We start from the raw sequence: 15,398 nt of genomic DNA, 5'->3' as shown, positions 1-15,398 counted from the left end.
CTCCGGCGTTTGACGAACAAAGCCCCCGGTGAACACCGAGGGCTTCATAGGCTGCTTATCTGTTTGTTGTCGCGCTTAGCGGCCGGACTTGAACTCGGTCCACAGCCGCGTTTGCAGCCGCTGGATTTCCTGCGGCAGCGGTTTCAACAGGAACAGCGTCTTGATGGTTTCCGGCGACGGGTACACGGCCGGATCGTTCGCGACGTCCTTGTCCACGTACTTGCGCGCTGCCATATTGACGCTCGGGTAGTACACGGCGTTGGTGATCGCGGCGTTCACCTGCGGCGTCTCGATGTAGTTGATCCACTCGAGCGCGGCTTCCTTGTGCTTCGCATCCTTCGGAATCGCCATCACGTCGAACCACACCGGCGCGCCGCCCTTCGGCACGAAGTACTCGATCTTGTACGGCTTCTTCGCCTCGATCGCGCGATGCTTGGCGATCACGACGTCGCCCGACCAGCCGTACGCGAAGCAGATGTCGCCGCCGACGAGGTCGTTGATGTAGCCCGACGAGTTGAACTGCGTGATGTACGGGCGGATCTTTTTCAGCATCGCGAGCGCGGCGCGGTAGTCGGCCGGGTTCGTGCTCATCGGGTCTTTGCCTATGTAGTGCAGCGCGGCTGCGAACATCTGGTCCGGCGCGTCGAGCACCGACACGCCGCAGGCCTTGAGCTTCGAGATGTATTCGGGCTTGAACAGGATGTCCCAACTATCGAGCGGCGCGTCCTTGCCGAGGATCTGCTGGACCTTCGTCACGTTGTAGCCGAGGCCGGTCGTGCCGTACGCCCAGGGCACCACGTACTTGTTGCCCGGATCGGCGCCGGCGACGAGCGCCATCAGCGACGGGTCGAGGTACTTCAGGTTCGGCAGCTTCGATTTGTCGAGCGGCTCGAAGATGCCCGCGGCGATCTGCTTGCCCGCGTAGTTGCTGGTCGGCACGACGATGTCGTAGCCCGAATTGCCGGCGAGCAGCTTCGCCTGCAGCGTGTCGTCGCTGTCGTAGTTGTCGTACTTGACCTGGATGCCGGTCTGTTTGGTGAAGTTCGGTATCGTGTCCTTCGCGATGTAGTCGGACCAGTTATACACGTTGAGCTGCGTATCCTTCGCAGCGGCCGTCAACCACGGCGCCGCGCACAAGATCAGCGCCGCCATATGCCCCACTATCCGCTTGTTCATCCCGTTCTCCGATCCTCTCGTCACTCAAGCCGCGCCGTCGCCCGCACGGTCCCCTGAAAACCCCGAAAACTACCACCAATTATTGCCCACACAAAAAAAAACCCGGAGCTGTCGCGCAAACGGTACAGGCTCTGGCCGCACCCTTGCAAAATGGGCGAAATTTTAACGGGTTATCGGCCCGTGTCTACCGAAAAATACGCGGACGTCGGCCGCGCTTTATCCGCGCTGGGCACAGGCTGCGAGGGTTTCATCGCGTCGCTGTTATCTGGTTGTCAGCTCGGCGTTGGCTCACACCTGGGCGGTGCGCCGCTCTGGCGCGCGCGAGTGCCGGACGGTGCTTGCCGGTGCAGAGCCGCGTCGGCGTCCGGCGCGCCTTTCATGCGCCGCGGCGCCGCCACGACGGCTCGAATGCTCCTATCATGATCTTTTGATGCGTATTGCGCGACGTCGTCGCGCGATGGCCGGCCCGCCGCTGCGCGCGTGCGATGGGCATGTGACTTGCAACAGGATGCGTTTCCCACAAGCTCTGGCACGATCAACACCAATCCTTTCGCGATGCGTCCAGACCGGCGCCGGCGCCTGCCGGGCGAGCCGATGCGTCCCGCGCACTGGTTCTCGTTCCTCGGCGCGGGCGCGCTGATCGCGGTCGCGACCTGGCAGCGACGCGCAGATCAAGGCCGCGCTGCACGTCGTCAATCTCGATACTTTCGGCTCGCTTGCGTTCGCGTTCGTGATCAACGCGGCGCTGCTGATCGTCGCGGCGGCCGTGTTCTATGCCAGCGGTCATCGCGACGTGACCGATCTGGCCGATGCGCATCGGCTGATCGCGCCGCTCGTCGGCAGCCGCTGGGCCGGCATCCTGTTCGCGACGGCGCTGCTCGCGTGTGGACTCAGCGCGACCGTCACCGGCACGCTGGCCGGTCAGACGGTGATGGAGGGCTTCCTGCGGCTGCGGTTACCGCGCTGGAAACGCGCGCTGCTCACGCGTGCGCTCGCGATCGGGCCGGCCCTGCTCGCGGTAGGCGTGTTCGGTCAGCATGGCTCGAATCAGTTGCTGGTCGCGAGCCAGGTCGTGCTGAGCTTGCAATTGCCGCTCGCGGTCGTGCCGCTGATCCGCTGCGCGTCCGATGCGGCGCTGATGCGCGGCTGGCGCGTGCACGGCGTGCCGCTCGTGCTGTCATGGCTGTCGGCGGCGTTCATCATTGCGCTCAATGGCGCGCTGATGTGGCAACTGGCGACTTCGGCGTGATCGCAGACGCAAAGGTCAGCGCAATTGACATGAAGTTCGCACGACGCTGAGCGACGCATGCAAGGCGCGCGGCGCGCATCGGTTAACATAGCGGGACTTCGCCTCCCCGCCTCAAGGTTTCCGATGACTTCGAATCTCCACGATCTTCCCGACAGCCCGTGCATCGGCGTCTGCTCCACGCTCTTCGACGAGGTCTGTAAAGGCTGCGGCCGCACCGCCACCGAAGTGTCGAACTGGGTGTTTCTGAGCGACGAGGAAAAGCGCGCGATCTGGACTCGGATCGAACGGGAAGGCACGGCGATGCGGTTTCAGAACGACAAGGTGTGAGGGTGTTCGTTGCGCGCATCGCACGTTGACGCGACCATAAAAAAAGCCCGCTTCGACGAAGCGGGCTTTTTGCTGTGACGCGATTCGATCAGCGTGAACCGAAGCGCTTATTGCACGCCCTGACTCGTCAGGAAGTCCTCGTAGTTACCGCCAAAGTCGTTCAGCGTGCCATTGGTCTTCACTTCGATGATCCGGTTCGCGAGGCCGCTCACGAACTCGCGGTCGTGGGAGACGAAAATCAGCGTGCCGTCGAACTTGTCGAGCGCGATCTGCAGCGACTCGATCGACTCCATATCCATGTGGTTGGTCGGCTCGTCCATCAGCAGCACGTTGTGGCGACCCAGCATCAGCTTGCCCCAGATCATGCGGCCCTTCTCGCCGCCCGACAGCACCTTGACCGACTTGCGGATGTCGTCCGCATTGAACAGCAGGCGGCCGAGCGTGCCGCGCACCATCTGCTCGTCGTCGCCTTCCTTGCGGTACTGGTCGATCCAGTCCATCAGCGTGACGTCGCCCGGAAACTCTTCGTACGTGTCTTGCGGCATGTAGCCGACGTTGGCGTTTTCCGCCCACTTCACCGTGCCGTGGTCGAGTTGCAGATTGCCGAGCAGCGAACGCAGCAGCGTCGTCTTGCCCGCACCGTTCTCGCCGATGATCGCGATGCGCTCGCCCGGCTGCACGCTGATGCTGAAGTTATTGAAGATCGAGCGCTCGTATTTCTTTGAGATGCTGTCGGCGACCACCGCGATGTTGTGCAGCTTCTTCTCGAACTCGAAGCGGATGAACGGGTTCTGCCGCGACGACGGCTTGAATTCCTCGATCTTGATCTTGTCGATCATCTTCAGACGGCTGGTGGCCTGGCGCGCCTTCGACTTGTTCGCCGAGAAGCGGCGCACGAAGTCCTGCAGATCGGCCACGCGCTCCTTCGCCTTCGCGTTGGCGGCCTGCTGACGCTCGCGCGCCTGCGTGCTGGCTAGCATGTAGTCGTCGTAGTTGCCCGGATAGACCTTCAGCGTGCCGTAGTCCATGTCGGCCATGTGCGTGCAGACCTGGTTCAGGAAGTGCCGGTCGTGCGAGATGATGATCATCGTCGAGTTGTACTGGTTGAGAACATCTTCCAGCCAACGGATCGAGTTGATGTCGAGGTTGTTGGTCGGCTCATCCAGCAGCAGCACGTCCGGCTTCGAGAACAGCGCCTGCGCGAGCAGCACGCGCAGCTTCCAGCCGGGCGCCACGTTGCTCATCGGGCCGTTGTGGTCTTCGATCGCGATGCCGATGCCGAGCAGCAGCTCGCCCGCGCGCGCTTCGGCCGTGTAGCCGTCGTACTCGGCAAACTTCGCTTCGAGTTCGGCCGCGTGCATATAGTCGTCGTCGGTCGCGTCGGGGTTTGCGTAGATCGCGTCGCGCTCGGTCATCGCGGCCCACATTTCGGCGTGGCCCATCATCACGACGTCGAGCACGCGCACGTCTTCGTACGCGAACTGGTCCTGGCGCAGCTTGCCCAGACGCACGTTCGGCTCGAGCATCACGTTGCCCGAGCTGGGCTCGAGATCCGAGCCGAGAATCTTCATGAAGGTGGATTTACCGCAGCCGTTCGCACCGATCAGGCCATAGCGATTCCCTCCCCCAAATTTGACCGAAATGTTCTCGAAGAGGGGCTTCGGCCCGAATTGCATGGTGATATTGGCAGTAGACAGCACAGCGCGTCCCTTTGAATGTGATATCGGCGAAAAACCTAATATTTTAGCAGGTTTGGAGATTTCAACCGGACAGTTGTTCCGGTGCGGCCCGCGTCACCCGCTCGAGCCGCCGCGCGGCGTCTGCAGAATGTCGATGAAGGCCGAAAAATCCGCGTCGGCGAGCCCCATCGCGGCACCCAGTCGCAGCAATTGCTGGACCGTCGACGCGACCGGCATCGGCGTGCCGGCCTCGTAGGCGCTCCCCCGCCGCGCCGTCCGCCCCCCGCCCGCCTCGCCGAAATCCGCCACCCGCCGCGCCAGCGCGCGCGTCGCGGCCGGCGCAATGCTCGAATGATCGACGATCCAGCGCATGCGGCGCGGCGCAGCAGGTGCCGGATCATCGGCGCGCCCATCAGGCCGGGGCCGCAAAAACCAGTTTCCACGTTCGAACCTCGTCGGCTATCAGATTGAATCGCTTATGTTGCGTACAGATGATAGCGACCGCGCCAGTCGCTGAAGTCGCGCGATACCGGGCATGCGATGTGCGGTATCGATGGTTCGAGCGGCGACGTCTGGTCCGCCCCGCAGGCGATTGTGCTGGCAAGGAGGCATCTGTCCGTCGGACTGCGCGAACCGTTGCCTATACTTTTTCCATGCACGTTTCCGAGCAGCGTTTTACTGACCAGCGGCGCACACCAAGGAGGAACTCATGTCAGAACACGTTTACAAGAAGATCGAACTGACCGGTTCGTCGAAGAAATCGATCGACGACGCCATCACCACCGCGATTGCCAAAGCGTCGGAAACGCTGCGCAATCTGCACTGGTTCGAGGTCACGGAAACGCGCGGCCAGATCGAGAACGGCAAGGTCGCGTACTGGCAGGTAACGTTGAAGGTCGGCCTGCGCATCGAGGAGTGAGCGGCGACCGCACGACACGCTTGCCCGTTGCCACGCGCAAGCCGCAAACGGAAAAGCTGCGTCCAGGCGGGGCTGGACGCAGCTTTTTTTCAACAACGGACCGCCCGATTTACTTCGGCAGCGACCCGTCGACACCCTCCACGTACCAGTTCAGGCGCTGCAGTTCCGGATCGGTCAGCGTCTTGCCTGCAGGCACCTTCACCGTGCCCGACTGATCCTTGATCGGGCCCGTGAACACGTCGCGCTTGCCGCTCGCGAGTTCGTCGCGCTTCGCGGCAACCTGCTTCTGCCCATCGGCCGGAATCGCCGACGTGTTCAGGTCCTCGAGGTTGACGGCCTTCTGCGGAATGCCCCACCACACCGGAGCGTTCGTCCACTTGCCGTCGAGCACCTGCTGGATCACCGCGCTGTAGTACACGCCCCAGTGCGCGACCACCGAGCCGAGATGCGCATCAGGACCGAACTTCTTCATGTCCGAATCCCAGCCGAACGCGTGCACGTGCTTCTCCGACGCGGTCGCGAGCGTCGCGCTCGAATCGGTGTTCTGCAGCAGCACGTCGGCGCCCTGGCCGATCAGCGTTTCGGCGGCCTGCTTTTCCTTGCCCGGATCGAACCAGCTGTTGATCCAGATCACCTTCGTATGCACCTTCGGATTCACCGAGCGCGCGCCGAGCGTGAACGCGTTGATGTTGCGCACCACTTCCGGAATCGGCACCGACGCGACGAAGCCGAGCGTGTTGCTCTTCGTCACGTAGCCCGCGGCGACGCCGGCCAGATACGCGCCCTGGTACATGCGCACGTCGTAGGTGCCGAAGTTCGGCGCCTTCTTGTAGCCGGTCGCGTGCAGGAAGATGGTGTCCGGGAAGTCCTTCGCGACCTTCAGCTCGAAGTCCTGGTAGCCAAAGCTCGTGCCGAAGATGATCTTGTTGCCCTTGTTCGCGAGATCGCGGAACACGCGCTCGGAGTCGGCCGATTCGGGCACGTTCTCGACGCGCGTGATCTTGATCCTGTTGCCGAACTTCGCTTCGGCTTCCCGCGAGCCCTGGTCGTGCGCGTAGGTCCAGCCGGCATCGCCCGGATTGCCGAGATAGACGAACGCGACGCCCGGCACGTCGGCGGCCTGCGCGGTTTGCGCGAGCGGCGCCGCAAGCGCCAGCGACGCCGCACCCCAAGCGAAAGCGGTCAGCAGATTTCTTCTCTTCATGTTTTCTCCCCTGTCGTGATGAGCGAATAGTTTGAGCGGATCGATAAAGAACCTGTGTCGCCGTCAGCCCGCCGAGAAAAACGGCTTGCCGAGCGACGCGGGTGCATTCAGGCGAATCGTGTTCGGATTGCGCGAGATCAGCGCGAGCACGACGATCGTCGCGACGTACGGCAGCATCGCGAGGAACTGCGTCGGCACCGGCACACCGATCGCCTGCGCATAGAACTGCAGCCCCGTCACCGCGCCGAACAGCAGCGAGCCGATCAGCAGTCGCCCAGGGCGCCACGTCGCGAACACCACGAGTGCGAGCGCGATCCAGCCGCGGCCCGAGGTCAGGTTCTCCTGCCACAGGTGCAGATTGACGATCGAATAGTAGCCGCCCGCGAGCCCCGCCATGCCGCCGCCGAACGCGACCGCCCCATAGCGCACGCCGACCACCGGAAAGCCGACCGAATGCGCGACCTGCGGCGATTCGCCGACCGAGCGCAGCACGAGTCCCGCGCGCGTGCGATAGAGGAACCAGCCGATCGCGGCGAACATCAGGAACGCGAGGTAATCGAGCGGCGTGAGGGTAAACAGCGCGGGGCCGAGCACCGGGATGTTCGACAGGCCGGGGATCGTCCACGTATCGATCGTCGCGCGCACCGCCGCCGACGTGTACGGCTTGCCGACGTACGCGGACAGCCCGATGCCGAAGATCGTCAGCGACAGGCCGGTCGCGACCTGGTTGGCGAGCATCGTCAGCGTGAGGAACGCGAACAGCAGCGACATCGCGAGACCGGCGCCGATCGCGGCGAGCACGCCGAGCCACGGGCTGCCGGTGATCGACGTGACCGCGTAGCCGCTGACGGCGCCCATCAGCATCATCCCTTCCACGCCAAGATTGAGTACGCCCGATTTTTCGGCGACGAGTTCGCCGGCGCCCGCGAACATCAGCGGGATCGCCGCGGTGATCGCGCTCGACGTGAGCGCGCTGGCTTGCTGGATATCCATATCGAGTCTGAAAGCGGATTTAGCGAGCTGATTGGCAAACTTAACGAGCCACTGCTGCGGCCGAGCGGCGCCGCACGCGGTAGTTCACGAACAGGTCGGCGCCGAGCAGGCAGAACAGCAGCAGCCCCTGGAATACGCCCGAGAGCGCCTGCGGCAATTGCATCGAGGTCTGCACCGCTTCGCCGCCGAGATACAGCAACGCCATCAGCAGACTGGCGAGCACGATGCCGAGCGGATGCAGTCTGCCGACGAACACGACGATGATCGCGGTGAAGCCGTAGCCCGGCGACCACGTCGCCTGCAACTGGCCGATCGGACCGGCGATTTCGCCCATACCGGCGAGGCCCGCGAGGCCGCCGCTAATCAGCAGCGACGTCCAGATCGTCTTCTTGTCGGAGAAACCGGCATAACGCGCGGCGAGCGGCGCAAGTCCGCCGACGTTCATCCGGTAGCCCGCGAAGCTCTTGCGCATGAACAGCCAGACGAGCGGAATCGCGATCAGCGTGAGGAACACGGACGCGTTCAGGCGCGTGCCACGCAGAAATTTCCAGTGCCAGTCGCCATACAGCGTCGGAAACAGCGCGTCGCCGCTGAACATCTCCGACAGCGGGAAGTTCATGCCCTGCGGATCGCGCCACGGGCCGCTCACGAGATAGATCAGCAGTTGCGTCGCGACGTACGTGAGCATCAGGCTCACGAGAATCTCGTTGGTATTGAAGCGGCTCTTCAGAAACGCGGGAATCGCGGCCCACGCCATGCCGCCGAGGATGCCGGCCGCCATCATGGTCGGCAGGATCCACCAGCCGCTCGCCTGATCGAAATAGATCGCGACGCCGCTCGCCGCGATGCCGCCGAGCAGCATCTGCCCTTCGGCGCCGATGTTCCACACGTTCGCGCGGTAGCCGATCGCGAGACCGAGGCCGATCAGGCACAGCGGCGACGCCTTCAGCAGCAGCTCCGACCAGCCGTTGATGCTCGACAGCGGCTCGATGAAAAACCCGTGCATCGCCTGCAACGGGTCGCGGCCGACGAGGCCGAAGATCAGGAAGCCGATCGCGAGCGTCAGCAACGCGGCGATCAGCGGCACGGCGAGCTGCATCGTGCGCGACGGCGACGTGCGGGCTTCGAGTCGATAGGGAAGCATCATGGGTAGCGTGTATTTGTTCGGGTTCTGTTCTTCAGGGTCCGCATTCGCGTGCGTGGTTAGCGTCCTGGCGTGGCCGGCGGGCAACGCCTCGCCTCATGCATGCGCCGGTTGATCCGCCGCGGGCGCCGCGCCCTCGCGGTCGCCGAACAGCCCCGCCATCCAGCGGCCGATTTCCTCGGCGTTGGTCGCACCGGTCGCGCGCACCGGCGAAAGCCGCCCGCCCGCGAGCACCGCGATGCGATCGCAGATATCGAACAGCTCGTCCAGTTCCTCCGAGATCACCAGAATCGCAACGCCGCGCGCCGACAGATCGAGCAGTTGCTGACGGATGAACGCCGACGCGCCGACATCGACGCCCCACGTCGGCTGCGCGACCACGAGCACCTTCGGCGCCTGCAAAATCTCGCGGCCCATGATGTATTTCTGCAGATTGCCGCCCGAGAGACTCTGCGCGAGCGCGTCGGGGCCGCCGCAGCGCACGTCGAACGCGTCGATGCAGCGCTTCGCGAATGCGCGCATCACACCCGTTTTGATCCAGCCCGAGTTGACCATGCTCTGCCGATGCGCGGTGAGCAGCGCGTTATCGGCGAGGCTCATCGCCGGCACCGCGCCGCGGCCGAGCCGCTCTTCAGGCACGAAGCCGAAGCCGAGCGCGCGCCGCCCGCCCGCGCCGAGGCGCGCGGCCGGTTTGCCGCAGATCGTGATCGCGTCGGCCGGCAGGCTGCGTTGTTCAGCGCGCTTCTCGCCGGACAACGCCGCGAGCAGTTCCGCCTGCCCGTTGCCCGACACACCGGCAATGCCGAAGATCTCGCCCGCATGCACGCTGAACGACACGTCGCGCAACGAGGTGCCGAACGGATCGTCGCTCGCGACCGACAACTGCCTGACGTCGAGCAGCACCGCGCCCGGCTTGTGCTCGCGCCGCGTGTAGTCCGGCAGCGAGTGGCCGACCATCAACTGCGCGAGCGAGGCATGCGTCTCGTTCTTCGGCGTCACATGGCCGGTCACGCGACCGCCGCGCATCACCGTCGCGGTGTCGCACAACTCCTGGATTTCGTCGAGCTTGTGGCTGATGTAGAGGATGCTGCAGCCCTCGGCCGCGAGCCGGCGCAGCGTCGTGAAGAGCTTGCGGACCGCCTGCGGCGTCAGCACCGAGGTCGGTTCGTCCATGATCAACAGACGCGGATTCTGCAGCAGGCAGCGCACGATTTCGACACGCTGCCGCTCGCCGACGGTGAGGCTGTGGACATGCCGCTGCGGATCGATGTCGAGCCCATAGTCGGCCGACACCTCGCGAATGCGTTTGGCCAACGTCTTCAGCTCGAACGGTTCGTCGAGCGCGAGCGCGATGTTTTCGCCGACCGTCAGCGTCTCGAACAGCGAGAAGTGCTGGAACACCATGCCGACGCCGAGCTTGCGGGCGGCCGCCGGACTCGCGATGTCGACCGTCTCGCCTTCCCAACGGATCTCGCCGGCGTCGGGTCGCACGGCGCCGTAGATGATCTTCATCAGCGTGCTCTTGCCCGCGCCGTTCTCGCCGAGCACCGCGTGGATTTCGCCGGGCGCGACGACGAGCGTGACTTCGTCGTTGGCGCGCACGGCCGGGTACTGCTTCGTGATGCCCGTCAGCGCGAGCCGAGGCACCGCCTGGCCGGTGAGTTGCGCGCCGTCGCTAAGTGGAGTGTCGCTCATGAGATTCCGTAGTGCGTTCGTGACGCTGCTTGCCGCCTGCTTGCCGCCGGATTGCCGCCGGATTGCGGACTATCGGTCCGCCCCGCCGGCGGGCGATCCGTCACCACAACCGGATGACAATACCTAATTCGCCCCACTCAGTCGAGTTGACAAAATTCCCGCAAACCCCCGCCGCTACAAGCTCTGCGGGTATGTCGCCCTTGACGCCGTTTTTCGTCCATATTAAAACGCATATGCCCCCACGTTAGTTCGATCAGCCTGCACATATATTCGGAGAATCCATGAGCCAGCAACGCGAGGCGATCGACACGTACCTGCTGCGCGTGTTGCACACGCTACTGATGGAGCGCAGCGTCACCCGCGCCGCCGTCAAACTGAACCAGTCCCAACCCGCCATCAGCGCGGCGCTGCGCCGTCTGCGCGACATCACCGGCGACCCGCTGCTGGTGCGCGGCAAGTCCGGCATGGTGCCGACCGAGTACGGTCTGCGCCTGCTCGAACCGGTGCAGAACGCGCTGCGCGAAATCGAGCGCATCAAGTTCCAGCAGCACAACTTCGATCCGGCCACGTCGATCCGCTGCTACCGGATCGGCTGTCCCGACTACCTGAACGTGCTGTTCGTGCCGACGGTCGTCGAACGTTTCCGCAAGGCCGCACCGAACGCGACGCTCGAATTCCATTCGCTCGGCCCCGCGTTCGACTACGAACTCGCGCTCGAGGACGGCAAGCTCGACATCGTGGTCGGCAACTGGCCGGAGCCGCCCGAGCAGTTGCATCTGTCGAACCTGTTCGTCGATCAGATCGTGTGCCTGATGAGCAACACGCATCCGTTCGCCAAACGCGGCGGGCTCACGCTCGACCAGTACCTGAACGCGCCACATCTCGCGCCGACGCCGTATTCGGTCGGCCAGCGCGGCGCGATCGACGTGCATCTCGCGCGCGAGCGGCTCAAGCGCCATGTGGTCGTCACGTTGCCCTACTTCAATCTCGCGCCGTACGTGCTGATCAAATCCGATCTGATCTTCACGACGACGCGCCTCTTTGCCGACTACTACGCGAAGTTTCTGCCGCTGACCGTGATGCCCGCGCCGCTCGACTTTCCGCCGATGCAGTACTACCAGCTGTGGCACGAGCGCGTGCATTACTCCGACGAAGTGCGCTGGCTGCGCGGCGTGGTTGGCGAGGCGACCCGGACGTTGATCGACAAGTGCTGACGCCGCATGCGGCGCCGATCGCACTGGCGCTGCCGCTCATGGATCAGCGACTCGCGGCTTGCGCGCGGCGCGGCGCGAGTGCCGCCCGTTCCGCTCGAGCTCAAGCGGCCGCCTCGTAAAGCTGCCGCGCGAGCGCGTTATGCCGCTCGATCACCGGCCCGAGTTCGAGCGTCGCCAACTGCCCATTCTTCACCACCACCTTGCCGTCGATCACGCTATAGCTGACCTGCGACGGCGCGCAGAATACCAGAGCCGCCACCGGATCGTGCAGCGCGCCGGCAAAATGCGGCTCACGCAGATCGAACGCGACGAAATCCGCGGCCATGCCGGGGGCGAGCGCGCCGATGTCGTCGCGATTGAGCACGCGCGCACCACCCAGGGTCGCGATTTCGAGCGCCTCGCGCGCGGTCATCGCATCGGGCCCAAAACCGACGCGCTGCAGCAACAGCGCCTGGCGCACTTCGGCGACCATCTGCGCACCGTCGTTCGACGCCGAACCGTCGACGCCGAGCCCAACCGGCACGCCCGCGAGCCGCATGCGCTTGACCGGCGCGATGCCCGACGCGAGCCGCATATTCGAGCACGGACAGTGCGCGACGCCGGTGCCGGTGCGCGCGAACAGCGCAATGCCCGCGTCGTCGAGTTGCACGCAGTGCGCATGCCATACGTCATGGCCGACCCAGCCGAGATCGTGCGCATACTCGGCCGGCGTCATGCCGAACTTCTGGCGGCTGTACGCGACGTCGTTGAGGTTCTCCGCCAGATGCGTATGCAGCGACACGCCGTACTGGCGCGCGAGCGCCGCCGATTCGCGCATCAGGTCGCGGCTCACCGAAAACGGCGAGCACGGCGCCACGACGACGCGCAGCATGGAGTAGCGCCCATCGTCGTGATACGTCTCGATCAGACGCTGCGTGTCTTTCAGGATGTCCGCTTCGCGCTCGACCACCGAATCGGGCGGCAGGCCGCCGTCCTTGCGTCCCACGCTCATGCTGCCGCGCGCCGCATGAAAGCGCATGCCGATTCGGCGCGCGGCCGCGATGCTGTCGTCGAGACGGCTGCCGTTCGGATAGATATACAAATGGTCGCTCGACGTCGTGCAGCCCGACAGCAGCAGCTCGGCCATCGCGGTCAGCGTCGATACTTCGATCATGTCAGGCGTGAGGTTCGCCCACACTTTGTACAGGTTCGTGAGCCAGCCGAACAACTCGGCGTTCTGCGCGGCGGGAATCGCGCGCGTGAGGCTCTGGTACATGTGGTGATGCGTGTTGACGAGGCCCGGAATCACGAGATGGCCGTGCAGGTCGAGTACCTGGTCGGCCGATTGCGGCAGTTGCGCGGTCGGTCCGACCGCGACGATCCGGTTGTCCTCGATATACAGCCCGGCGTCGCGCAGTTCGCGCCGCTCGTCATCCATCGTGACCAGCACGTCCGCGTGCTTCACGAGCATCGTCTTACCGGGTTGTTTCAGTGCTTCATTCATCGTCATTCGTGTGTCCGCCTGATTGCCTGCATGCAAAGCCGTTCGAACGCGATGCGGCGGCACGCCACCGTGCCGTCGCGTTCCGTTGAACGCCATTGGCCCGGTTACCCAGCGTGAGTCGCCGTCTTCGGGGTTGTCCGTGCCAAAGGCCTGCCTTTGCACGGGTGGGTCGCGCCGCACAGTGCTTACCTTCGGTAGCCAAAATCCCGCTGACAACCCGCGCGGTTGCGATACCCAACTTCACACCGCCAATATAGTGGTGCATTTTTGGCGCCGGTACGATCGGCCGATGAGCCGGCGCGGCTTTCGTCTGGCTGTCCATCATGCGCGAACTATTATCTTTCCTATCGCTCGCGCTCGGGACAGAGCATCCTTTCTACAATGGCTGCCACGGCGCTCGCTTCGATTCGCCGACGGGTATGTAGCCACTGACGTGGAGCCTCGATCCGCCGCAAACGTAATGGATCGGGCCGCCGCCGACACCTCGCATTCACACAAGGACAATTGCGAATGGGCAAGCTCACTACCCACGTGCTCGACACCGCGAACGGCCGTCCCGGCGCAGGCATCAAGGTCGAACTCTTCGCGCTCGCGGGCGACACGCGCCGCGCGCTCAAAACCACGCTCACCAATCACGACGGCCGCTGCGACGAGCCGCTGCTCGAAGGCGACGCGCTCGTCGCGGGCGAGTACGAACTCGTGTTCGGCGCGGGCGACTACTTCGCCTCGCTCGGCACGAAGGTGCCGGAACCACGCTTCGTCGATCGCGTCGTGCTGCGCTTTGGCGTCGCCGATGCCGACGCGCACTATCACGTGCCGCTGCTGGTGTCGCCGTTTTCGTACAGCACGTATCGGGGCAGCTAGCCCTGCTGGATGCGAGCCGCGTCCGAAGCGGCACGAACAGACCCAAACAGGCACAAGCGCCCCGCGATACCCATAACAACCCGCGCTGCGTCTTCTATCCGCAGTCGGCGCGATGACCGACGACGTCGAACGTCATCGCGCGCGCAACGAATCAGAAGTGGAGGAGTTTCATGGAAGGCTTTATCACCGACTGGTTGAACCTCGCGATTCGCTGGTTCCACGTCGTCGCCGCCATTGCATGGATCGGCGAATCGTTCTATTTCGTCGCGCTCGACAATAGCCTGAAGCCGCCGACCGATCCGAACCAGCGCCGTCGCGGCGTGTTCGGCGAGTTGTGGCACGTGCACGGCGGCGGCTTCTACAACATGCAGAAGTACACGGTCGCGCCGCCCGAAATGCCCGAAGACCTGCACTGGTCGAAATGGCCGTCGTACACGACGTGGCTGTCGGGCTTCGGTCTCTTTACCGTGCTGTATCTGTTCTCGCCGAGCACCTACCTGATCGACAGGAACGTGCTCGACATGGGGCCGGTGGTCGCCGTCGCCTCGGCAATCGGCTTCCTCGGGGCCGGCTGGATCGTCTACGACTCGCTGTGCCGCATTCTCGGCACACGCGACAAACTTCTCGGCATCTGCGTCGGCGTTTATGTGCTGATCGCGGCGTATCTCGCCTGCCATATCTTCGCGGGCCGCGCAGCATATCTGATCATGGGCGCGATGCTCGCGACGATCATGTCGGCCAACGTGTTCTTCGTGATCATTCCGGGCCAGCGCAAGATGGTCGACGCGATGCTGAAGGGCGACACGCCGAACCCGATCTACGGTAAGCGCGGCAAGCAGCGCTCGGTGCACAACACGTATTTCACGCTGCCGGTCGTGTTCGCGATGCTGTCGAACCACTACGCGATGACCTACACGCATCCGTACAACTGGGCGGTGCTCGTCGTCATCATGCTGGCCGGCGCGCTGATCCGTCAGTTCTTCGTGATGCGCCATCGCGGCCAGGTGTTGTGGTATCTGCCGATCGTCGGCGTCGCGCTGATGTGCACGGCGCTCGTGTGGACCATGCCGCGTCCGGTGGTGCCGCAGGCGCAGGCCGCCAACGCGCCGACGCTGAAGGTCGCCGACATCGCGCCGGTGCTGCAGCAACGCTGCGTGGCCTGTCACTCCGCGCATCCGACGATGATGGGCAGCGCGCCCGCCGGCGTGCTGATGGATACGCCCGACGAAATTTCGCAGAACGCGCAGCGCATTTACCAGCAGGCGGTCACGTTGAAGGCGATGCCGCTCGGCAACGTCACGCATATGACCGACGACGAGCGGATGAAGATCGCCGCGTGGTTCGAAGGCGGCGCGGCGAAGTAAGGACGTCTGTCCGGATCACGGAGCCGGTGCCGAGGCAGAGGCTGGAGTGCGAAGCGGGCTTGTCGCGAGAGCGGCAAGCCCGTTGTT

General features: G+C 64.4%; 12 protein-coding genes and 2 pseudogenes. 6 read left to right on the top strand and 8 right to left on the bottom strand.

What is annotated here, in order from left to right:
• Positions 1–75: 75 nt before the first annotated feature.
• The gene (locus OKW39_RS00495) at positions 76–1,176 is read right to left on the bottom strand and encodes a polyamine ABC transporter substrate-binding protein (protein ID WP_176078949.1); all 1,101 of its coding nucleotides are present in this window, start codon (positions 1,174–1,176) and stop codon (positions 76–78) included.
• A 658-nt stretch (positions 1,177–1,834) separates the two neighbouring features.
• On the opposite strand from OKW39_RS00495, the pseudogene OKW39_RS00490 reads away from it, so the two are divergent.
• A pseudogene (locus OKW39_RS00490) lies at positions 1,835–2,425 on the top strand (divalent metal cation transporter); the annotation flags it as partial.
• 123 nt (positions 2,426–2,548) lie between these two features.
• Positions 2,549–2,752: a DUF1289 domain-containing protein gene (locus OKW39_RS00485; protein ID WP_090800501.1), complete on the top strand. Its 204-nt coding sequence runs from the start codon at positions 2,549–2,551 to the stop codon at positions 2,750–2,752.
• 107 nt (positions 2,753–2,859) lie between these two features.
• On the opposite strand, the gene OKW39_RS00480 is transcribed toward OKW39_RS00485, so the two are convergent.
• Both OKW39_RS00480 and OKW39_RS00475 read right to left on the bottom strand, forming a co-directional pair.
• Positions 2,860–4,452: an ABC-F family ATPase gene (locus OKW39_RS00480; RefSeq protein ID WP_090800503.1), complete on the bottom strand. Its 1,593-nt coding sequence runs from the start codon at positions 4,450–4,452 to the stop codon at positions 2,860–2,862.
• 93 nt (positions 4,453–4,545) lie between these two features.
• Positions 4,546–4,692: pseudogene (locus OKW39_RS00475) on the bottom strand (NAD(P)-dependent oxidoreductase); the annotation flags it as partial.
• Between the two features lie 448 nt (positions 4,693–5,140).
• Between OKW39_RS00475 and OKW39_RS00470 the strand changes: the two are divergent.
• The gene (locus OKW39_RS00470) at positions 5,141–5,350 is read left to right on the top strand and encodes a dodecin (RefSeq protein WP_090800504.1); all 210 of its coding nucleotides are present in this window, start codon (positions 5,141–5,143) and stop codon (positions 5,348–5,350) included.
• A gap of 109 nt (positions 5,351–5,459) precedes the next feature.
• Here the strand turns inward: OKW39_RS00470 and OKW39_RS00465 are convergent, their stop codons facing one another.
• The 4 genes from OKW39_RS00465 to OKW39_RS00450 form a co-directional block, all read right to left on the bottom strand.
• Positions 5,460–6,554 (bottom strand): BMP family ABC transporter substrate-binding protein, encoded by a 1,095-nt coding sequence (locus OKW39_RS00465; RefSeq protein WP_090800506.1) that lies wholly within the window; start codon positions 6,552–6,554, stop codon positions 5,460–5,462.
• 63 nt (positions 6,555–6,617) lie between these two features.
• Positions 6,618–7,547, bottom strand: coding sequence for an ABC transporter permease (locus OKW39_RS00460; RefSeq protein ID WP_018417701.1), 930 nt, complete (start codon positions 7,545–7,547; stop codon positions 6,618–6,620).
• A gap of 40 nt (positions 7,548–7,587) precedes the next feature.
• Positions 7,588–8,694: an ABC transporter permease gene (locus OKW39_RS00455; protein ID WP_090805345.1), complete on the bottom strand. Its 1,107-nt coding sequence runs from the start codon at positions 8,692–8,694 to the stop codon at positions 7,588–7,590.
• Positions 8,695–8,787: 93 nt separating this feature from the next.
• Positions 8,788–10,386 carry an ABC transporter ATP-binding protein gene (locus tag OKW39_RS00450; protein ID WP_429561800.1) on the bottom strand — a complete coding sequence of 533 codons (1,599 nt, stop codon included), beginning with the start codon at positions 10,384–10,386 and terminating at the stop codon, positions 8,788–8,790.
• A 281-nt stretch (positions 10,387–10,667) separates the two neighbouring features.
• Between OKW39_RS00450 and OKW39_RS00445 the strand changes: the two genes are divergently transcribed.
• Positions 10,668–11,600, top strand: coding sequence for a LysR substrate-binding domain-containing protein (locus tag OKW39_RS00445; protein WP_090800510.1), 933 nt, complete (start codon positions 10,668–10,670; stop codon positions 11,598–11,600).
• Positions 11,601–11,700: 100 nt separating this feature from the next.
• On the opposite strand, the gene OKW39_RS00440 is transcribed toward OKW39_RS00445, so the two are convergent.
• Positions 11,701–13,089 (bottom strand): 8-oxoguanine deaminase, encoded by a 1,389-nt coding sequence (locus OKW39_RS00440; RefSeq protein WP_429561799.1) that lies wholly within the window; start codon positions 13,087–13,089, stop codon positions 11,701–11,703.
• Positions 13,090–13,593: 504 nt separating this feature from the next.
• Here OKW39_RS00440 and uraH point away from each other — a divergent pair.
• Positions 13,594–13,947: a hydroxyisourate hydrolase gene (uraH, locus tag OKW39_RS00435; protein ID WP_090800513.1), complete on the top strand. Its 354-nt coding sequence runs from the start codon at positions 13,594–13,596 to the stop codon at positions 13,945–13,947.
• Positions 13,948–14,117: 170 nt separating this feature from the next.
• Complete coding sequence (locus OKW39_RS00430) at positions 14,118–15,311, top strand: urate hydroxylase PuuD (protein ID WP_090800514.1); 1,194 nt, start codon at positions 14,118–14,120, stop codon at positions 15,309–15,311.
• The last annotated feature ends 87 nt before the right edge of the window (positions 15,312–15,398 follow it).

The sequence above is a fragment of the Paraburkholderia sp. MM6662-R1 genome, from assembly GCF_050436245.1.
GTDB classification, from domain to species: Bacteria; Pseudomonadota; Gammaproteobacteria; order Burkholderiales; family Burkholderiaceae; genus Paraburkholderia; species Paraburkholderia tuberum.
This window is presented reverse-complemented; position numbering and strand designations above follow the sequence as displayed.